This window comes from Burkholderia sp. PR2, from assembly GCF_052372875.1.
Classification (GTDB): Bacteria; Pseudomonadota; Gammaproteobacteria; order Burkholderiales; family Burkholderiaceae; genus Burkholderia; species Burkholderia diffusa.
In genome coordinates this window covers 838,296-858,636 of record NZ_JBQRWH010000001.1, presented here as the reverse complement: position 1 = coordinate 858,636, position 20,341 = coordinate 838,296, and the positions used below count along the sequence as shown (strand labels likewise).

18 protein-coding genes and 1 pseudogene are annotated in these 20,341 nt (G+C 65.8%); 8 read left to right on the top strand and 11 right to left on the bottom strand.

The features are described from left to right. Positions 1–25 precede the first annotated feature (25 nt). The gene (locus tag ACT2FV_RS03835) at positions 26–922 is read right to left on the bottom strand and encodes a LysR family transcriptional regulator (RefSeq protein ID WP_444503242.1); all 897 of its coding nucleotides are present in this window, start codon (positions 920–922) and stop codon (positions 26–28) included. 345 nt (positions 923–1,267) lie between these two features. Here ACT2FV_RS03835 and ACT2FV_RS03830 point away from each other — a divergent pair, with 345 nt between their 5' ends. The 3 genes from ACT2FV_RS03830 (at position 1,268) to ACT2FV_RS03820 (ending at position 3,024) form a co-directional block, all read left to right on the top strand. Further along, complete coding sequence (locus tag ACT2FV_RS03830) at positions 1,268–2,116, top strand: sulfite exporter TauE/SafE family protein (RefSeq protein WP_444503241.1); 849 nt, start codon at positions 1,268–1,270, stop codon at positions 2,114–2,116. Between the two features lie 76 nt (positions 2,117–2,192). Continuing rightward, positions 2,193–2,453, top strand: coding sequence for a hypothetical protein (locus ACT2FV_RS03825; protein ID WP_006760082.1), 261 nt, complete (start codon positions 2,193–2,195; stop codon positions 2,451–2,453). 271 nt (positions 2,454–2,724) lie between these two features. Further along, positions 2,725–3,024, top strand: coding sequence for a DUF4148 domain-containing protein (locus ACT2FV_RS03820; protein WP_059600568.1), 300 nt, complete (start codon positions 2,725–2,727; stop codon positions 3,022–3,024). Positions 3,025–3,124: 100 nt separating this feature from the next. Here ACT2FV_RS03820 and ACT2FV_RS03815 read toward each other — a convergent pair whose 3' ends face one another. Then, positions 3,125–4,897, bottom strand: coding sequence for a diguanylate cyclase domain-containing protein (locus ACT2FV_RS03815; RefSeq protein ID WP_444503240.1), 1,773 nt, complete (start codon positions 4,895–4,897; stop codon positions 3,125–3,127). Next, positions 4,894–6,018, bottom strand: a complete 1,125-nt coding sequence (locus ACT2FV_RS03810) for an extracellular solute-binding protein (protein WP_124622890.1) — start codon at positions 6,016–6,018, stop codon at positions 4,894–4,896. Before ACT2FV_RS03810 ends, ACT2FV_RS03815 begins: the two co-directional genes overlap by 4 nt. 433 nt (positions 6,019–6,451) lie before the next feature. Here ACT2FV_RS03810 and ACT2FV_RS03805 point away from each other — a divergent pair, with 433 nt between their 5' ends. The 4 genes from ACT2FV_RS03805 to ACT2FV_RS03790 all read left to right on the top strand — a co-directional run bounded on the left by ACT2FV_RS03805 (position 6,452) and on the right by ACT2FV_RS03790 (position 10,793). Then, a complete protein-coding gene (locus ACT2FV_RS03805) occupies positions 6,452–7,885 on the top strand; it encodes an aminotransferase-like domain-containing protein (RefSeq protein ID WP_151047286.1) in 1,434 nt (477 codons plus the stop codon). Between the two features lie 83 nt (positions 7,886–7,968). Beyond that, positions 7,969–8,364: a hypothetical protein gene (locus tag ACT2FV_RS03800; protein ID WP_444503239.1), complete on the top strand. Its 396-nt coding sequence runs from the start codon at positions 7,969–7,971 to the stop codon at positions 8,362–8,364. 189 nt (positions 8,365–8,553) lie between these two features. Then, positions 8,554–10,338, top strand: a complete 1,785-nt coding sequence (locus ACT2FV_RS03795) for a nitrite/sulfite reductase (protein ID WP_124903894.1) — start codon at positions 8,554–8,556, stop codon at positions 10,336–10,338. Then, positions 10,335–10,793: a DUF934 domain-containing protein gene (locus ACT2FV_RS03790; RefSeq protein ID WP_444503238.1), complete on the top strand. Its 459-nt coding sequence runs from the start codon at positions 10,335–10,337 to the stop codon at positions 10,791–10,793. Before ACT2FV_RS03795 ends, ACT2FV_RS03790 begins: the two co-directional genes overlap by 4 nt. A 73-nt stretch (positions 10,794–10,866) precedes the next feature. Here the strand turns inward: ACT2FV_RS03790 and ACT2FV_RS03785 are convergent, their stop codons facing one another. The 8 genes and pseudogenes from ACT2FV_RS03785 to ACT2FV_RS03750 all read right to left on the bottom strand — a co-directional run bounded on the left by ACT2FV_RS03785 (position 10,867) and on the right by ACT2FV_RS03750 (position 19,695). Then, positions 10,867–12,147, bottom strand: a complete 1,281-nt coding sequence (locus ACT2FV_RS03785; RefSeq protein WP_444503237.1) for a virulence factor family protein — start codon at positions 12,145–12,147, stop codon at positions 10,867–10,869. Further along, complete coding sequence (gene mprF / locus ACT2FV_RS03780; RefSeq protein ID WP_444503236.1) at positions 12,144–14,738, bottom strand: bifunctional lysylphosphatidylglycerol flippase/synthetase MprF; 2,595 nt, start codon at positions 14,736–14,738, stop codon at positions 12,144–12,146. The genes ACT2FV_RS03785 and mprF overlap by 4 nt, the downstream gene beginning before the upstream one ends. Positions 14,739–15,220: 482 nt before the next feature. After that, a pseudogene (locus ACT2FV_RS03775) lies at positions 15,221–15,298 on the bottom strand (peptide transporter); the annotation flags it as partial. A gap of 171 nt (positions 15,299–15,469) precedes the next feature. After that, positions 15,470–15,613, bottom strand: coding sequence for a hypothetical protein (locus tag ACT2FV_RS03770; RefSeq protein ID WP_444503235.1), 144 nt, complete (start codon positions 15,611–15,613; stop codon positions 15,470–15,472). A 17-nt stretch (positions 15,614–15,630) separates the two neighbouring features. After that, complete coding sequence (locus ACT2FV_RS03765; protein ID WP_226114335.1) at positions 15,631–15,969, bottom strand: small multidrug resistance protein; 339 nt, start codon at positions 15,967–15,969, stop codon at positions 15,631–15,633. Next, the gene (locus ACT2FV_RS03760; RefSeq protein ID WP_444503894.1) at positions 15,966–17,174 is read right to left on the bottom strand and encodes a hypothetical protein; all 1,209 of its coding nucleotides are present in this window, start codon (positions 17,172–17,174) and stop codon (positions 15,966–15,968) included. The genes ACT2FV_RS03765 and ACT2FV_RS03760 overlap by 4 nt, the downstream gene beginning before the upstream one ends. Then, a complete protein-coding gene (locus ACT2FV_RS03755; RefSeq protein ID WP_444503234.1) occupies positions 17,171–18,610 on the bottom strand; it encodes a UbiA family prenyltransferase in 1,440 nt (479 codons plus the stop codon). Before ACT2FV_RS03755 ends, ACT2FV_RS03760 begins: the two co-directional genes overlap by 4 nt. A 641-nt stretch (positions 18,611–19,251) precedes the next feature. Next, positions 19,252–19,695: a hypothetical protein gene (locus ACT2FV_RS03750; protein WP_444503233.1), complete on the bottom strand. Its 444-nt coding sequence runs from the start codon at positions 19,693–19,695 to the stop codon at positions 19,252–19,254. 164 nt (positions 19,696–19,859) lie between these two features. Here ACT2FV_RS03750 and ACT2FV_RS03745 point away from each other — a divergent pair, with 164 nt between their 5' ends. Next, positions 19,860–20,318 carry a hypothetical protein gene (locus ACT2FV_RS03745; RefSeq protein ID WP_444503232.1) on the top strand — a complete coding sequence of 153 codons (459 nt, stop codon included), beginning with the start codon at positions 19,860–19,862 and terminating at the stop codon, positions 20,316–20,318. Positions 20,319–20,341: the final 23 nt, after the last annotated feature.

The window sequence follows — 20,341 nt, the reverse complement described above, 5'->3', positions numbered from 1 at the left end:
ATCCCCTCATCGCGCTGCCGACGCGTTACTTTCCCTTTCTCGCTCGCACCTGAATCGCCTTTCCCGCCTTCGCGCGCTGGGCGTCCACCAGCTTGACGAATGCGTCTGCGACCGCATTGCCGGTCGCGTTCCACGACAGCCGCACTGAACGGCGCAGCCTGGGCGACAGCTCCAGCACCCGGCCGCCGAACCGGGTGTAGGTGAGCGTGATGCGCGGGACGATCGACACGCCCATTCCCGCCTCCGCCATCGACAGGATGGTCCGCATCTCGACCACGTTGAACGCGGCGCGAAGCGACGCACCGTTGCGCGCGAAGTAATCCGCGATGACCGGCCCGCACCCCGCCTTCGAGAAAACGAACGGCATCGCGGACAACAGCTTCGCGGACACGCTCTTGCGGCCGTCGAACATGCCGTTCGCTGCCACCGCGACGAAATCCTCGTCGAGCAGCGGCAGATTGTTCGCGAAGGTCTTCGTGCCGGCGACCACGCCGACGTCGGCGGTGCCGTCGTCGAGCCATCCTTCGACCTCCGCGTCCGTGCCTTCGAGCAGTACCGCCGTCACGCCGTTGTGCGCCGCCTTCAACGCCTCGAGCGCGGGTACGACGAATGCGAGCGAAACGCTCGGCAGCGACGCGACCACCAGCCGCCCTTCGAGCTTGCCGCGCGACAGGCCGAACTGCTGGCGCAGCGTCTGTGCCTCGCGAACCACGTTCTGCACGTACGGCCACAGGCGTTCGCCGGCAGCAGTCAGGACGACCGGCTGGCGGTCGCGCAACAGCAGCTTGACCTCGGTGATGTCCTCCAGTTCGGTCAACGCATGACTGATCGCGGATTGACTGCGACTGAGCCGCTCGGCCGCGGCCGTCAGCGAGCCGAGTTCGACCACGGCCGCCAGGGCCTGCAACTGCGCAAGCGTCATCTCGCCTCCTTGTTTCTGTCCATGTATTTTCCACATGATAGAGCCACGTACCATGAAGTGTATTGAAGTGCTCCAACGATATTCGACGGGCGCGGCCCCACGACCGCGCCCGATGCCCCGCGTCGCGCTCGGGTAAGATTCAGCTCGAACCGTGTCGAACGCCGGCGCCGTGGCACGCGCGGGCTTGCGCCAACGCGCCGAAGCCTCCCTGTCGAATGCCGACGGCGGACGATGCAACGGGCGACCGGTTCGACGCAAAACCAAACAACGGCGTGCGCCATCGCACGCACCCGCAACGGGTGCCGTCGACCGCCCCGCCGCCGCTCATGTCTCGACCTGCTCCCGATGACTCATCTCGATCTGACTGAAGGTGTATTGGTGTCCAGCCTGCACGGGCTCGCGCTGCTCGACCTGATCGGCATCGCCGTCGCACTGCTGCTCGGCGGGATGGTCAAGGGGATCACTGGCATCGGCGTTCCGCTGGTGGCGATGCCGATCCTGAACCAGTTCCTGCCGATCCGGCATGCGGTGCTGCTGCTGTCGATGCCGATCATCCTCGGCAACATCCCGCAGGCGCTGGAAGGCGGCGAGGTCCTGGCGACCGCACGCAAGATCGCCGCACCGATCGCGGGCACCGTGCTCGGCAACGTCGTCGGCGTCGCGATTCTCCTGTCGCTGAACGCGGGCCACGCACAGGCCGCGTCGGGTGCGCTGCTGATCGTCGCCGCGGCGCTGATGCTGAGCGCGCCGAAGCTGAACCTGCCGGAGGCATGGCAAAAGCCGGTCGGGTTCGCGCTCGGGTTCGGCGCGGCGCTGATGGAGAGCATCGCGTCGGTGCCGGGGCCGCTGCTCGCCACCTACCTGATTTCATCCGGCGCGACCGGCCGCGCGTTCACGAAGCAAATCGCGATCATCCTCGTGGTGTCGATCGTCACACTGATCACGACGTTCAGCGGCGCCGCACACGCGAGCGCCGCCGACCACGCGATTTCGGCCGCGGCCAGCCTGCCCGCCATCGCCGGCATGTGGCTCGTTCGCCCGCTGCGGGACAAAATGTCACCGCGCGTATTCCGGATGGTCGTCCTGCTGTTCGTGCTCGTCGCCGCGTCCCAGATGATCTGGAAGTCGGGCGTCTTCCGGCACGCGGCATCGCCCGTCGCGCAGGTCGACAGCCCGCATGCAAACGCGAAATGACGTCGGCCGCCCGCCGGCCCCGTCACGGTCCGTTCCCCCTTCAGCCCCGATCCCCAGGACGCGTTAGACTGTCTCGATGGAACAATGCCGTTATTGCCAGAGAATCCGCGATGAATGGGATTGCCACGGGGACGAATGCCGCCGGGCAATCGCGAAGGCACTGCGCCGGCAGCGCGCGGGCCTGCCGATGGTGCCCGATCGCATCCGCAACGAGCTGCCGTCCGGCGCGCCCACCCAGCAGGTGATCGCGGTCCTGTCGCGCCAGCGCCTGCGGGCGCGCCGCGGCAACGAAGAACGCCGCGAGCGCAAGGAGATCGACGACGCCGACGGCGTCTGATCCGGCAACGCCCCCGTCCCGTCCCACCTGCCGGCGCCCGCCGCCGGGTGTTCGCCCATGCGCGGCGCCTTGCCGCTCCCGCCCGCCACCGGTCTGCAATTCCCGCGGCACGGAACAGGGACGGATCGGATTTCCGCTGGGATTATTATCCCGTTTGCAACGATCTTTAGTCGGAATTCACGTTTACCCTGAATCGGCCGACGCCTACGATGTAATCAATCGCTTACGACATGGTGTCGCCGGCGAACTCAATAGAACATCGGAGGTCATCATGAAATCGCTCGTTTCCGCAGTCGTTGCCGCTGTTGCCCTGTCCGCTTCGTTCGGCGCCTTCGCCCAAAGCACCGTAACCCGCGCGCAAGTGCGCAACGAACTCGTCCAGCTCGAAAACGCCGGCTACAAGCCGAGCCAGTCGAGCCCGCACTACCCGGCCGACATCCAGGCCGCGCAAGCGCGCGTGCAGGCCGCCGACGCCAGCGGCTACGGCGCGCAACCGGCCCCGGTCGTCCAGGGCGGCGCACCGGCAGTCAAGGTGCACAACGCGCGCGACTCGGTCTACTTCGGCCACTAAGCCCGCCGCCGCGCGCATCGCGCGCAGTCCACCCGGATCCGGCGAGCCCGTCCCGTGACGGGCTCGTCGCATTTGCGCGGCACGCTGGACCGGCCCGCCGTCAGCGGCCGCCGCCCGCCGCTATGCGGGCGCCCGCATCCGCGCCGCCGCCGCCCAGCAGTTCCTGGTAACGCACGCACGCGCACTGCGCGGACGCCTTGGCCGCGTACATCGCCGCGTCGGCCTTGACCAGCAGTTCCTCCGCCGACGCGCCATCGACCGGATATTCGCTGACACCGATGCTCGCGCCCACGGCCAGGTGACGGTCGCCGAACTCCAGTTCCTCGGCCATCACGATCTGGATACGCGACGCGATATCGCCGATCACCGCCGGCGATCGCACCTCCGAAATCAGCACGATGAATTCGTCACCGCCGAGCCGCGCGGCCATGTCACCGCTGCGCAGCACGAGGCTCAGCCGTTTCGCGACCGCGACGAGCGTGCGATCGCCGGCCGCGTGCCCGTGCTGGTCGTTGATCTGCTTGAAGCGGTCGAGATCGACGAACATCACCGCCAGCCCCTCGCGCTCCGCGGCCGCATGCCGGATCGCGGCATCGAGATGCTCCATGAACAACAGGCGGTTCGGCAGGCCGGTCAGCGGATCGTGACCGGCGAGGTGTGTGAGCTCCAGTTGCTTCGCGCGCAGCATCGCGACCTGCGTGCGAATCTCGACGCGCATGCAGTCGAAACAGCGCGCCAGCACGCCGATTTCGTCGGCCCGCGCAACGGGCAATCGTTCGGCGGCCGGATCGTCGAACACGTGGGTCGCCGCGCGCGCGAGCATCTGCAACGGACGCGTGATCGCACGCGCGAACAGGATCGCGAGAATCACCGCTGCCAGGCTCATCAGGAACACCATCCGGATGATCCGTTCGCCGAGCATCCCGGCCGGCGCCAGCACGTCCGTGAGCGGACGCGCCATGCCGAGCACGACGAAGCGGTTGCCCTCGTTCTTGCCGAACGGCGTGCGCACGAACGCGAGCATCTCGCCCGGTACTTCGTCGGGCTGCGCGAGACCATTGAGCGTCACGTTCGTGCGCGTCCCGGCGAACAGCAGCCGCGTGTCGGGAAAGCTGTCCTGCATCAGCACGCGCCGCCCGCGATCGAAGCCGAAGATCTGCGACGGATCGGGGTGCACGAGGAAGTCGCCCCACTCGTTCGCGAGGAACACCACGTAGTCTTGCGGCAGGTCGCGCTCGAGCCGATCGAACATGCGCGACAACTCGACGTCGACGACCAGCGCACCGACGACCACGCCGGCCTGGTCGACGACCGGCGTGCCCACGCGCAGGATCGGCAGCCCTTCGGCCGCATGCGAGCCGGTCTCGTGATTGATCACGATCGGCGACAGGTAGATGTGACCGGGCGCCGTCGCAAGCGTGTCGAATACGTAGGAAAACTGCCCTTTCTCCTGGAATGCACTCTCCGGCAGCACGACGATGCCGTGTGCGTCGCGATCGACGCGGATGCGCTCGAGCCCGAAATCGCCGCGCGCGATCAGCCGAACCTGCAGGTATTCGGGGTGGTTCTTCATGAAGCTGAAATACACCTGCTCGAGCCGCGAGCGCGGCGCGCGATCGGTGCCGCCGCCGCCCGCGACGAGCGCCGCCGACGGCAATTGCGCGAGCACGAGCGCATCGTCAGCCACGTCGGACAGCGCGGTCGTGAAGCGCTGTCCGAGCAATTGCGTCGACATCAGCAGGCTGTGCTGTGCTTCCTGCACGAGCATCGTCCGGTTCGCGCGGTAGGTGTAGTAGCCGGTCGTGCCGGACGCGATCACGCCGATGCATGCGAACAGCACCGACAGCTTCGACGTCAGCCCGAGCCTGATCATTTGTCGAACCGCTCCGGCCGATCGCCCGAAACGATGCGGCTCCACAGCGACTCGCGCCGCGCGATGTCCTCGACCGGCTGGATCCAGACGAGGTGCTGGTGGCCGGCCTCGAGACCGGGTGGCGGCTCGAGCGTATTCGCGAGCCCCTGGCGTTCGGTCAGCAGCGCGCCGATCGCCGGTTCGAGCATGTAGTTGATCCATGCGAACGCGAGCTCGCGATGCTCCGCGCCGCGCGTGACGCCCCAGCAGTCGAGCCACGCGAGCGCGCCTTCGTTCGGAATCACGTAGCCGACATCCGCACCGGCGCGACGCAGTTGTTCGACCTGCTGCGTGCCGTAGTTGCCGAACATCAGCGCCGCGCGATGCTGGACGAACAGCGCGGTCGCCTCTTCAGGAAACGTGTAATACGTGAGCAGGTTGCGTCGCAGGTCGACCAGCTTGTGCGCGACGGCAAGAGTTTGCGCGGGCGACAGGTGAAACGGGTCGGGATAGCCGAGCGCAAGCGCGGTGAACGAAAAATTATGCTGCGCGCTGTTGAAGTCGAGCACCTTGCCGCGGTAACGCGGGTTCCAGAGTTCCAGCATCGAACGTGGCGCGACCGGCACCTGCTTGCGATCGTAGATCAGTCCCATCGACGAATACGTGAATGGAATCGCATAGGTCGCGCCGTTGTGCACGAGCCCGCCGATCGTCGCGAGCTGCCGGAAATTCGGCAGTTGCCGTCGACGGTTGGGGATCTGGGACAGATCGATGGGTGTGAGCAGGTCGCCGCGCGCATAGCGCTGGATCTCGGCCGTGTTGGCCGCGAGCACGTCATACGGCGGCGGCGACGCGCTGTGCATTCGCGTCCACAACGCTTCGTCGGAATCGACGAACGTCACTTCGACGCGCACATGGAATTGCGTCTCAAATGCATTGACGACATCGTTGTCCGCATAGCCGGGCCATGCAAGGACGCGCAGTACGTTGTCGTTGACGGTCTCGGGAGAAGCGGCGAACGCGTGCACGCATGACACGCCCAGCGCCAACAGGACGAGCAATCGACGGACGGCACGAAGCCCACGCTCGCGCGCGCCTATTCCCCTGATCAAAGGGACCCCGTATGAATGGCCCGACTGCATCCGCCGTCCTTTTTCGAGTCGACGCGTGATCGTGCAACAAGACCATAAAAAATATCGCGGCGCAATTGGAACAAGCCGCACGCGAATCGTGTCCGCCTCATGCGGAGGACGACATGCGTGCACCCGTTCGATCGCGTGTCGTCGCGCTCAGACGAATGCGTATGCGAGAACAACGAATGATCAGGAGAAAGTCGTTACGCGTCGTTGGCGCCGGACGCTTCCAGGCGAAAGGGACGGTGCTAACGGCCGCAACGCGGAGCAGAACGCGGCCTGATGTGGCGCAAGCATCGGCACTGGCATCGCCCCGAAAGCGCGGCCAGCCGCCGCGGCCGTCGCGCTTTCCTTTTCGGGCCGCTCGTCAGACAATGACCCGCCCCGCCGGCGTGGCGCCGCACCGGCCCGCGCGTGGCGCAAGCATGCACCACCCGCACCGATGAAACGCTACGAAACCCTCGCCCACACCATCGCCGACGAAATCCGCCACGGCAACCTCGCGGTCGGCACGCGCCTGCCTTCGCTGCGGCAGATCATCGCGCAACATGGCGTGAGCCAGTCGACGGTGTTTCGCGCGTATTACCTGCTCGAACAGTGGGGGCTGATCCGCGCACGCGAACGCTCCGGCTATTACGTCGCGCCGGGTGCGGTCCCGGCGGCGAACCCGCCCGCGAAACGCCGCGCGAGCCGCGCCGGCGCGACGCGCAAGGTCGACATCAGCAATCTCGTGTTCTCGGTGCTCGACGCCGCGACGCAACCCGGCATCGTGCCGCTCGGCTCCGCGTTCCCGTCGCCGCAGCTGTTTCCGCTGCCGCGCCTCGCGAAGTCGCTCGCGCAGGCGACGCGGCTCGTCAGCCCGTGGAGCACGGTCGTCGATCTGCCGCCCGGCAACGAGGCGCTGCGCCAGCAGATCGCGCGCCGCTATCTGGCGACCGGCGTCGCACAGCCCGTCGACGAGATCGTCGTCACGAACGGCGCGCTCGAAGCGCTGAACCTGTGCCTGATGGCCGTCACGCGGCCCGGCGACGTCGTCGCGGTCGAATCTCCCGGCTTCTATGCGGCGCTGCAGGCGATCGAGCGACTCGACCTGCGCGCGGTCGAGATTCCCGTCGATCCGCGCACGGGCCTCGATCTCGATGCGCTCGCGAACGCGCTCGACCGGCACGACATTCGCGCGTGCTGGTTCATGACCAATTTCCAGAATCCGACCGGTGTCACGTTGTCGCTCGACAAGAAGCGCGCGCTCGTGGAGATGCTTGCCGCGCGCGAGGTGCCGCTGATCGAGGACGACGTGTACGGCGAGCTGCACTTCGGCCCCGACTACCCGCTGCCCGCGCGCGCCTTCGACCGGCACGGCCTCGTGATGCATTGCAGTTCGTTCTCGAAGACGCTCGCGCCCGGCTACCGGATCGGCTGGGCCGCCGCCGGCCGTTTCGCGGAAAAAGTGCAGCGGCTCAAGCTGATGACCACGCTGTCGGCGAGCATTCCCGCGCAGGTCGGCATCGCGAACTATCTGGAGCACGGCGGCTACGATCGTCATCTTCGCAAGCTGCGCGGCGCACTGCAAACGCAGCTCGCCCGCATGGACGACGCGCTGCGGCGCTGGCTGCCGGACGGCGTCGAGTGGGTGCGACCGGACGGCGGGTATTTCCTGTGGCTGTCGTTTCCCGATGCGATCGATGCGATGGAACTGCACCGCCAGGCGATCGCGCGCGGCATCAGCTTCGCGCCGGGGCCGCTGTTCTCGGCCGCGCACGGCTTCGAGCGCTGCGTGCGCGTGAACTTCGGCCATCCGTGGAACCGTGACATCGAACGCGCGATCCGCGTGCTCGGCGAACTGGTCGCCGAGCCGGCCGTACGCAAGGCCGGTTGAGCCCGCACGCAGGCCGCCGCCGCCGTGCAGCCGACGCACGCACGGGTTACAGTGCACCTCTTTTCGCCCCCTCGACCCATCCCATGAGCGCATTGCCGTACCTCGATCACGCCGCGCTGCTGAGGCTCGCCGCCGAAGCCGCTGGCGTCACGCAGCCGTGCACCTGCACGAAGACCCCGCTTGCCGGCTGGACGAGCCTGCCGCTGTCGCTACGGGACACGCGGCTCGTCGAAGTGGCGACCCTCATGCCACCCGACGACCCCGAGCCGACCTACGACGAATACCATCCGGACCGCACGCGTTACGGGTCCGACGACGCACCGATCGGGCCGCGCCACTTTCCGTACAACCGCTGCAACGTCAGCCGCTGCGTGTCGTGCGGCCGGCTGTATCTGCGCTACCAGGAAGGCGGCGGCTACTTCATCGACCAGCGCATCCGCGCGCTCGATCCGGCGTTGATCGTCGACGCGCAGGTGTGAACCCGGCGCGGGCATGCGCAACGCATGCCCGGCGCCCCGCGAATCTGCTGTGCCCTTTTCGTTCCGATCTGCTTCTTTTCCCGCCGCCCCGCGTTCCCTACGCTGTCTCCGGTTGCCCGACACCCGTCGCAACGTCCCCTCCCGAGCGGCGCGCGCCCCTGCGCCGCCGCTCCTCTCGCGTATCACGTCATGTACCGATATACCGATTTCGACCGGGCGCTCGTGCTGAGCCGCGCCGCCCAGTTCCGCGACCAGCTCGAACGCTGGCAGCACGGCACGCTGAGCGAGGACGCGTTCCGGCCGTTGCGCCTGCAGAACGGCTGGTACGTGCAGCGCCACGCGCCGATGCTGCGCGTGGCCGTGCCGTACGGCGAACTGTCGAGCGCGCAGCTTCGCGTGCTTGCCCGGATCGCACGCGACTACGACGTGCCCGACGACGCCACCTATCGCGCCGCCTGCGACGCGCAGGCGCTGCTCGGCACGCTGCGCCTGCCGACCCGCAACGCGCACTTCACGACCCGCACCAACGTGCAGTTCAACTGGATTCCGCTCGCGAAGGCGGCCGACGTGATGGACCTGCTCGCGACCGTCGACATGCACGGAATCCAGACGAGCGGTAATTGCATTCGCAACATTTCGTGCGACGAGCGCGCGGGCGTCGCGCCGGACGAGATCGCCGATCCGCGGCCGTTCGCGGAGGTGATGCGCCAGTGGACGACGCTGCATCCGGAATTCGCGTTCCTGCCGCGCAAGTTCAAGATCGCGATCACCGGCGCGGCCGAGGACCGCGCGGCGACCGACTGGCACGACGTCGGGCTGAAGCTCGTGCGCAACGACGCGGGCGAGCTCGGTTTTCGCGTGAGCGCCGGCGGCGGTATGGGCCGCACACCGCTGATCGCGACACTGCTGCGCGCGTTCCTGCCGTGGCAGCACGTGATGAACTACATCGAGGCGATCGTCCGCGTCTACAACCGCCACGGACGCCGCGACAACAAGTACAAGGCACGCATCAAGATCCTCGTGAAGAGCGAGGGGCAGCGCTACATCGACGACGTCGAGGAAGAGTTCCGCCAGATCGTCGAGCACGACGGCGGCCCGCACACGATTCCGCAGGCCGAGTTCGACCGCATCGCGGCATCGTTCGTGCCGCCGCGGCTGAAGCCGCGCACGCTCGACCTCGACGATGCCGAAGCACGCATGGCCGCCCACGCCAATCGCCATCCGGCCTTCGCGCGCTGGCTCGCGCGCAACGTCGCCGCACACCGCGACCCGGCGCTGCGCATCGTCACGCTGTCGTTCAAGCGTCGCCTGCAGGCGCCCGGCGATGCATCGCCCGAGCAGCTCGACGCGCTGGCCGAACTCGCCGAGCGCTTCTCGGCCGGCGAGGCGCGCGTGACGCACACGCAGAACGTGGTGCTGCCGTGGGTGCATGTCGACGACCTGTTCCTGCTGTGGGAGAACGCGCGCGCGATCGGTCTTGCCAGTGCGAACGTCGGACTCCTGACCGACATGATCGCGTGCCCCGGCGGCGACTTCTGCGCGCTCGCGAACGCGCGCTCGATCCCGATCGCCGACGCGATCGCCGAGCGGTTCCAGGATCTCGACATGCAGCACGACGTTGGCGACATCGACCTGCACATCAGCGGCTGCATCAACTCGTGCGGCCACCATCACAGCGGGCACATCGGCATCCTCGGCGTCGACAAGGACGGCGCGGAGTGGTACCAGGTGACGATCGGCGGCTCGGACGGTTCGAGCGCGAGCGGCCCCGCGCGGCCGGGCAAGGTGATCGGCCCGTCGTTCTCGGCGGACGAGATCGTCGATGTCGTGGACGCGCTCGTCGACGTGTATCTCGACGCGCGTCTCGATGCCGACGGCCGCAGCGAACGATTCATCGACACGGTGCGCCGCATCGGCACCGAGCCTTTCAAAGCCGCGGCGAACGACGCACGTCACCACGCGGAGCACGCATGAACCCGATCGACGAAACAGTGAACGCGAGCGCGAACGCACGCATCCGGCTGCTGACGCCGGCCGAACACGCCGACGATACGAACGCGCCCGACACGGCGACGCGCACGACCCTGACGATCGGCAACGACGAGGAACTGCCGCCGCTCGCTGAACGAATCGCGCAGGCCGCGCGCATCGACCTGCATTTCCCGTCCTTCACCGACGGCCGCGCGTACAGCCAGGCCTATCTGCTGCGCAAACGCTTCGGCTTCGCCGGCGACTTGCGCGCGACGGGCGACGTGCTGATCGACCAGTTGCTGCTGATGGAGCGCACCGGGTTTTCGAGCGCGGTGCTCGGCGTCGATGCCGATCTGGCCGCCGCGCGCCGGCAGCTCGACCGGTTCCCGGGCTTCTATCAGCGCGATGCGAGAACGGCAGCGCCGCGGCAGGACGCGGCGACGCAGACGGAGCAATGAAAACGGGCGGCCCGCAGGCCGCCCGTCCGATGAACCGCAAGCGCCGCGCCCGCCGCGAAGCGGGCGCCGGCGTTCAGCGCGCCGCCACCGGCTTGCCGAACGCGCCAAGGATCTTCCTCTCGAGCGCGATGTAGTCGTGGCCGAAGTGGTGGTCGCCCCCCGTCCTGATCACGTCGGCGCCGGTATTCGCGAGCGCCGGACACATCGTGTCCTTCTCTTCCGCGCCGTAGAAGCACTGCACGAGCTGCGGCGGTACCTTCGCGATTTCCGGCGCGACCTTCATCGCCTTGTCGCTCGCCGGCATGCCGAGCCAGCCCGTCACGCGGATCTGGAAATCCGCCGCCGGCGCGAAGCCGAGCAGCGACATCACCGCGACCTTGTCGCGCAGGTCGCCCGGCAGCCGGTTGTACGCGAACGGCATCACGTCCGCGCCGAACGAGTAGCCAACCAGCGCCACACGGTTCGTATGCCAGCGCGCCATGTACGTACGCATCACGCGCGCCAGGTCGCGGCTCACCTGTGCGGGCGGCTTCTCGCTCCAGAAGTAGCGCAGGCTGTCGATGCCGACCACGGACACGCCATCGCGCTGCAGCGCCTCGGCGATCGTCTTGTCGAGATCGCGCCAGCCGCCGTCGCCGGAGATCACGATCGCGAGGCGGTCGCTGCCGCCCTTGGACGGCAGCTCGACGAGCGGCAGGTCCGACACGTCGAGCTCGTCGCTGCTGCTGGTGTCGTGCAGGTGCGACGTCACGAGCGACACGAGCTTCGTGGAGTCGCCGGCCACGGCCGTTTCGACGAAGCCCGGCATCGCGCGGCGCACGATCGTCGGATCGGGCGGGCACGGCTTGAAGCGCGCATCGAGCTTCGCCGCCGGCGCGACCGACACGACGCCGGCGATGGTGTTCTCCGGCGCCATCGACAGGATCTGCTTCGCGATCGCGCCGCCCTGGCCCACGCCCGCGACGATCGGCGTGTAGTAACGCGCCGATTGCGCGAGGCGTTCGAGCTGATGGCTGACCGCCTCGGCGTCGCCGTCGAGGTGGTGACAGGTTTCCTGCTTCGCGGCAAGGTTCGCCGCGTAGCGCTCCGAATCCACGCCGACCGTCATCGCCCCCGCTTTCGCGAGTGCGTCGGCCGCCTGCTGGTCGGCGGCGCCCCAGCCGCGCTCACGCGAGAACAGCACGACGAAGCCGCGCAGCGGGCCGCTCGGCTTCGTCACGGTCACGGGGCCGTAACGGCCGCCCGACACGGTTTCCGGTTTCGCCGCAGCCGGCTGCGCCGCGAGCGCGGCGCCGGCCAGCATCATTCCCGCGCAGGCGACTGCCGCCTGCGCGATACCCTTCTTGAACATCATGAACGCCGACCTCCAGCCAGCAGGGACAGATCCGCGAGCGTGACGAACACGCCGACCGAGCCCGAGGCCGCGAGATAGCGCGGCTCCCAGTGCGGCTCGAACTTGCTCTTGAATGCACGCAAGCCACGGAAGTTGTAGAAGCGGCCGCCGAAGCGCCAGACCATCAGCCCGAACCGGTGCCACGGCGACGGCATCTTCGCCGCCCCCATCCCCGAGAACGGCGCGATGCCCAGGCTCAGCTTGCGGAACCCCGCTTCCTTCAGGTGCAGCGCGAGCTGCGTAAACAGATACTCCATCGCATACGGCGACGCTTCCGGCAGATGACGCATCACGCCGACCGTCGCCTCGGTGTTGAGGTCGGTCGTCATGAACGTGACGAACGCGATCGGCTTGTCGGCCTGGCGCACGAGCATCACCGACTGCGTCGCGAGATAGCCGTCGTGGAACGCCGCCACCGAGAAGCTCTTCTCGCGCGCGTCGCGGCTGTCGAGCCAGCCGTCGGAGATGTCGCGCAGCGCCGGCAGCGCGGCCGGCACGTCGCTCGGCGCGATCACCTCGACCCTCAGCGCGTCCTTGTCGCCGCGACGCAGCGCATAGCGCAGGTGCGACCGGTTCGAACCTTTCAGGTCGAACCGGTCGAGCGCGATGTGCGCTTCCTCGCCGAGCTTCATCAGCGTGAGGCCCGCGTCGAGATACAGCGGCAACGCGTTCGCGCGCACCTGGTAGAACGCCGCACGGCCGCTGTGCGCGTGTGCGAGCGCAATGAACTTGCTGATCAGCGCCGGCCATTCCTCGCGCGGCCCGACCGGGTCGTGGAGCGCGGCCCACGTGCGGCCGTTCTTCGCATACATCAGGAACGCCTGGCGCGACTCCGAGAACAGGAACGACTTGTCGCCCATCAGCGCGAGGCCCGCGTCGCTGCACTCCTGCGCGCGGATGATCCGTTCGGCATCCGACAGGTCCTGCTCCGCGGGCTTCACGAAACGGCCCGGCGCCGGGCGCAGCAATTGCCACAGCGCGAACAGCGCGACGAACACGCCGGCCGCGAGCGTCGCGCGCAGCGCACGCGGCGCACGCGCGTCGAACGAGAAATGCGACCACAGCTCGCGTGTGTACGGCACGTCGCGGAACGCGAAGAACAGCACCCACACGGCCAGCATCAGCACCATCGCCACCGACACGAACCAGCTCACCGTGAAGCGCTCGGCGAGCAGCGACGAATGCCGGTTGAAACGGCGGCGGCTGACGAGCAGCAGCACCAGCAGAATGCCGAGCACGCCGGCCTCGACGAACGCGAGGCCCTTCGCCAGCGACAGCGCAAGGCTCGCGAGCGTCAGCGCGAACGTCATCCACCATGCGCCGTCGAGGCGGCGCAGCAGCCCGCGCGCGACGAACAGCAGCGCGACGCCCAGCACGCTGCAGATCACCTGCGAGCCTTCGAGCACCCACAGCGGCACGAGGTGGCGCAGGATCGCAATCCGGTGCCAGAACGCGGGCGTCGCGCTCGAGATCACCAGCATCCCGCCGACCGCGAACGTCACGAGGCTCAGGAACAGCGGCGCCAGTTGCGACACGCGCGCGGCCTGCCGCGACACGAGCCGGCGCCGCAGCGCGCGGCCTTCGAAACCGGCCAGCAGGCCGGCCGACAGCACGAGCGGCACGCCGAAATAGATCGCGCGATACGCGATCAGCGCGGCGACCATCGCGTGCGGCGGCACTTCGCGACCGAGCGTGAAGACCATCGCGGCTTCGAACACGCCGATCCCGCCCGGCGTATGACCGATCATCCCGAGCAGCAACGCCGCGGCGTAAACGGTAATGAAGGTCGGGAAACCGACCGGCGCGGCCGGCAGCAGCACCCAAAGCGTCAGGCCGGCCGCGACGACGTCGAGCACCGCATAGACGACCTGCGCGACGAGATCGCGCCGCGCCGGCACGTCGAACGACAGCCACTTGAAACGCGTGACGACCGGGCGCGCGGTGTTGCCGCACATTACGACCATCGCGGCCAGCACCACGAGCAGCGCCGCGCCGGTCCACGTCAGCACGCCGGGCGCGACGTGCAGCATCGCGGCAAGCGCCTCCGGCACGCAGACCATGCCGATCGCCGTCATCCACACCATCGCGAGCGCCAGCGTGCCGCTGGTGAATACCGTCATCCGGCCGATCTGCGCGGGCGTGACGCCCGACACGCCGTACACGCGCGCGCGGACCGCGCCGCCCGTCAGCGCGCCGAAGCCGGTCGCGTTGCCCAGCGCGGAGCCGGCGATCGCGCCGATCCATAGCGCGGCGCGCGGCACCTTCGCGGCGACGTAGCGCAGGCCGACCGCGTCGCGGGCGACGAGCGCGAGATAGCTGAGGGCCGTCGCGGCCAGCGACGCGCCCCACTCGCCGGCGGACATGTGACGCAGCTGGCGGATCACCGACCGGTAGTCGACGGATTCCGACAAGTGCTGGAAGACCACGATCAGCAGCAGGCCGATGCCGAGCGCGAGCAGCGGCGACAGCACACGCTCGTTGCGGATCAACGCCCGGGCACGGGCGATCACCGCCGCGGCGCGGCCGGGCGAACCAGAGTGGCGGGAAGACATAGGTTGTTCAGTGGTGGTGCATAGCGTGTCGCGGCGCAAGACGGCCAGGCGGCGACGTATCTGGTTGTTCTGCGTGGGCGGTCGGCCGACGGAAATCGCGGGCGGCGCCTGGATCAGAACTTACGAGTATACGGAATTTATATTACAGATTCTTTCAAGTTCGGATTGTGCGGATTTGTGGTGCCGCGTGCGTAAACATCGCATCAAAAAAAGTGCGTCCGATCAACGCAAGGTGCGCATCATACCGGGAACCGTCACGGTTTTTTCATCGGATGAATGACTTGTGATGCATTTGGGAGAAAACTGCCGGGCGGCGCCCTTCGGGCGAGGATAAAACCATGAGGCTGGCGGGCTATTCGAGAATGGGGACAGGTCGGCTGGGCTGCTTGTTGCCCCGACTTTGGCAGCACGGCCGATGTCCGGTTTGTGCCGCTCCGTCTCGCAATCGGTGATGACGCGCTGCTCCTGCGCGGCCTTCGTCGCTAAAACTGCGCCGTCAGTTGGAAACCAAATGTGACACTCGCGGTCGGGAAACCCGACGGCTTGTAGACCGGCGTTCCCATTGGCAGTGCAGATGCGCCGTTGGACTTTACTGTGTCGGGTAGTGAAACGGGGACGTCGAGCGTGAAGTTGTCGATGCGGAAGCACGAGTTTCGGCCGGCAGGGTCGGGAAAGCGGCGCTTTCCGTCACGGACGGACGCACTGCCGGCGCGGACACGGTTCGCTTGCGTTCACGCGCGTGGCTCCTGCTCCCGGGCACGTTGATCGTTGCTGTTCGGCACGGCACCCGACGGGATCGACTGCGCGGATACGCCAGCCGTTGTGAGCATCAAGGAGACTGCAACAAGGTTGGTTCCCCGGATTTTCTTCTTCATGTACTTGGCTTTCTCGATTATGCGTACCGCGTGACGATCCAGACGCCGATCAGGATGACAACTGCGCCGACCACTTGCATCGGCTTCAAGAAGTGCTCGTGCAGCGCCGTGAACGTCAACACCACGAGCATGGAGATCGCCACCATGGTTGGATACGCCGTGCCGAGCGTGGTCTTCCGCAGTGCGGCCGCGTAAAGCACGAAGCCAACCCCGTAAGCGGCAACGGCGGCGCCGCGCACAATCCATGGCAGCACGTTCGATTCGCCGAGAACGATCCCCTTGAGCGCGGCAACTCTCAGCAATACGCCGGCGAGGCCGCCGAACACGCCACTCGCGACAACAAACACCCAGTTCATCGAGCGGCTTCAATCGTCACGACGCCGTCAGGCCGACGATCGGACAGGTCCCGGCTGTCATCGGATGGATCCGGACTGGAAACGAAGATCGCGTTGAAGCGGTTCGCGCCATGCAGCGCAATCAGCACGATCGCGGGAAATACGATCGAGAAGTTTCGCGCTTCGTCCCGGTAGCCGAAAAAGACGAACAGCACCAGCACTGGCAGGAATGCTGCGAAGAAGTAGCGCCGGTAGCGCGCTGGCGTCGCACGCCAGGCGGCCCGAAAGAACACCGCAAGCGGCACGAGCATCAGCGGATTCTCCAGGCTCGGCGTAAAGATGCCTTTGCCGATGAGGTTGTAGAACGACAGATAGGATTTGGGATTCAGCCAGAACTTCAGGTTGTCCCACACGTGATACTCGACGAATCCACCGGCATTCTCGCTGTACCCGCTCATGATGAATTGCCGGGTCGCAACGCAGATTCCGAGTTGCAGTACGAGCCAGCCGATCCGCTTCGACACTGCCACATCCCGCTCGTGCAGGAGAAACAGCGCGAGCGGAACGAGAAAGAACGTCTCCTTGTTCAGCGAGAAAACGGCGGTCATCAACGTGCAAGCCAGCATGCGCTTCGTCAGCAGGAAATAGCAGGCACCCAGTACGCCGAGCAGTTCGAAGAAATCGTAGTAGTAGCCGCCCTGCTGAAACGTCAGCGGATAGACGAAACTGAACGCAGCCAGAAAGCCGACCGAATGCCCGAAACTCAGACCGTGAAGCCTCGCCAGCTTGTAGATCAGCAACAGCACAAACAAGGTCGACAACACGATCGCGATGTACGTCATGTGGTAGACCAGCGCCACTACAGGTGTCCAGTATTCATCCGGCACGCTCGTGAAATAGGCGTTGCGCAGAGAGTCGTGGCGTTTGATCGATTTGAACAACTTGTCCTGTTTCGCCGGGTCGAGTTGCTCGGCGATCCATTTCGCTGCACCAGGAAACGATGAGCGATAGACGTACGGTTTCGGTGCATCGCCGTTCATCATGCCGACCAGGCTGTAGCTGGTTGCGAAGTTGCCTTTCTGGTCGTCGCGGAAACCCCATTTCAGCAGCACGCTGTTGGTGATGTTGCCCGCGCATACGAACAGCAGTACGTACACGATAGCGAAGCGGCAGAATGCTCGCACCCGGTTCTGGTTCTTTTCCGTCATGTCGATTGCGCCACTCATGGAACCGGGAGGAAGTGAGCGGCCAGGACGATCGCCACCATGATGCAAAGCATGCTGAAGGTGCCGCGGTTTTCGAGGATATGAACGATGGGATCGTCGTGCATGGCGCCGCGCACCGTCGTGATCCAGAGCCGTCCGAACAGATAGATCATGCCGATCTGCACGAACCAGAGCAGATGCGGAACCGCATAGCGTGCGGCGGTTTCGGGCGCGTTGATGAAAAGGCCGAACACGACCACTGCGGCAAGCGACGCGCCGATACCGAACGGCCAGAGCACTTCGAGATCGCCCACGCGGTAATCGCGGCCAACCGATGTTCGCTTGTCGCTTTGACGTAGAAGCACCAGTTCGGAGCAGCGCTTCACGAGCGCGAGGCTCAGGAAGGCAAATACTGAGAACGCGAGCAGCCAGCGGCTGACCGTGATTTCCGCGGCGATCGCTCCGGCGACGATCCGGTAGGTGTACAGCAACGAAAGTACGAGGACATCGAGCAGCACGATCGATTTCAGACGCAAGCTATATGCCGTCGTGAGCACCAGATAGAGCGCGAACATGCCGGCGAATGCGGGCGATACTGCGAATGCCAGTGCAAATGCCAAGAGCAGCAGCACGGCTGCGCAGCCAAGACCGCTTGCAATCGACAACGTACCGCTCGCGAACGCGCGGTCGCGCTTGCGGGGGTGTCGACGATCGTTGTCGAGATCCCAGAGATCGTTCCCGATATAGGTGGCAGATGCGCCGAGCGACATCGACAGAAATGCAAGCACCAGCGTGGCAACCTTGTCGGTGTCGAGAAAAGCGAATGCCGTCAGCAGCGGAACGAACAGGAGCAGGTTTTTGAGCCACTGGTGAACGCGCAGTGCCTTGCACCATGTGGAGAAGGTCGCGCGTACATTCGAAAATTCTCGCTCGACCGGCTTGCTGCTTCGGACCGCCGCGGCAATGCCAGGCTCGACGCCGGCAAGAACGACTGCGTTTGCGCCGGCCCAGACCGGCAGATCGGCTTTGCTGTTGCCCGCATAGACGAAATCGTCGCCGATCTTTTGGCGAATGCCGGCGAGCTTGGCGTCGCCCTTCAGGTTTGTGTCGTGACTGGACGCAATGACGAGATCGAACAGGCCGAGATGTGCATCCACACGTTCGGCAATAGAACGATGCGCGGCAGTCGCGAGCACGATCGTGCGACCGCAGTTTCGTTCATTGACGAGATAGTCGACCAATGCTTCGCGATAAGGAAGCGACTCCGCGCGAAAATCGGCATGTTCCGCAACCTTGAATTTGAACGCAGCGCGACCACCAGCGATCCAGAAAGGCAAGCGCAACAGGTTTGATGGCTTACGCCTGACGACACGGATTACGGACTCCATCAACGTGTCCGATAGCATCAGCGTGCCGTCGAGGTCGACGACAAGTGGAAGTTTTCGTGTTTCTCGCATCTGCTCTGATTTTTCGGCGTCGATTATGAGTGAGACTAGATATGGCAGATATTTCAGGAAACAAAAAATCCCTCAAAAATCATGCCCAATACACATTCCCATCCTGCCCCACCTAATCAATTCAGCAGGACATGCCTCATGAAAAAACACCCTCCACCAAACGCACGCCGGCCTGCATGGCGCTCGCCGGAAACTGATTCGCCCGAGGCAGTTGCCGTCTCTTCGACAGCCAACACCATTCCCCGGAATCTGGAGTACACCAGACGGCAGGTCTTGTAGTTCATCGTTCTTTATTTGACTTCTTTTGAGATCGATGAACGTTAGCAAAGCAATCGCCAGGAAACCATAGGAAGACCGTCAACGATTGCCAAGCGTCGTAAATATGTGAATAAATCGTCTTTTAGGACGATTCCTATTGCAATTTCAATCTTCGATTAATTCCCTATCATTTAACCTGAACCGACCGAAATTTTCCCGCATTACTTCCCGCACTCTTTCCCAAAAAATCTGAATCCGATGGTTAAAACGCTGCATTTCGATCATCTGCAAACATTCAAATAGTGTTGCAGTCGATTGACTTCCCTTCGCCCCACTCCCAGTCTGTTTGCGCGCTGACGAAACCGAACCCACCAGCGCCGACCTCACTCCGCCCGCTCATGCTCCCCCAACCCGATCGCCTTGTAGTCGTAAGTCGGATAGAACTCCGTCCGGTACGCGCCCCACGCCGTATCCTCGAGCACGCGATTGACCTCCCGCAGCCGCGACGCCGGCAGCCGCAGCACGACGATCTGCCCGATCCCCATCGTCACGGTCCAGCTCACCACCTCCACGCCCGGCGGCGGAAACGCCTTGTAGAACCCCTGCTTCGCGAGTTGCACATTCAGCTCGGCGAGCGGGCGCGACTGGTCGTGCTTGAGGAACACGGTCAGCAGCACCGCATTGTCGGGCGTCGCGGCGGCCGTGCCCGTGGGCGCCGTCGAGCCCTGTGCCGCGGCGGGCAGGCTCCATGCCGCGGCGGCCGCCAGGATGCCCGCCATGCAAACGGTCGCGGCCCGGTTCGCCGCGCTGACAAATCCCTTCTTCATGCTTGCTCCGGTCGATCGTGAAGGAACGATGCGCACCGGCCGCGTAACGAACCGGCCGGCGCCTGCGCCTGTGCTACGCTGCGACGATCGATTCCCGCCTGCGGCCGCAACGCCGCCGGCCGAACGCAAACGGCATGCCCGCCGCCGCGAAGGAACCCATCGAAATGAAAATGACTTCGCTGAAGAATATGCCGATTTTCGGCGGCGATACGCCGGAAACCGTGCGGGTGGCAGTCACGCTGCTGACGGGCGCGTGGTGCATCTTCGCGTACCGGGTCGCCGTTTTCGAGTCGGCGGTCGTTCCGGCGCTGCTCGACCGCTTCCCGAGCGGCTCGTTTCGCGCCGGGATGGTCCGGATGCTCGCGGCGACCTTCGTCGCGATCGCCGTCGCCCTCGCGCTGCTCGTCGTGCAGATCGCGCGCCGGAAGAACTGGGCGCGCATCACGATGATCGGGCTGGTCATCGCCACACTCGCGTTGATGGCCTTCACCGCCGCGCACCGGCCGGCCGATTTCCTGAGCACGGTCTACTGCCTTTTCACGCTGGCGACCTTGCTGTTGCTGTCGCGCTCGAGCCGGCAGTGGTTCGACCAACCGCGACCGCAACCGGACGAACAGCCGTAACCCTCCAGGCCCGCGTCGCCAGC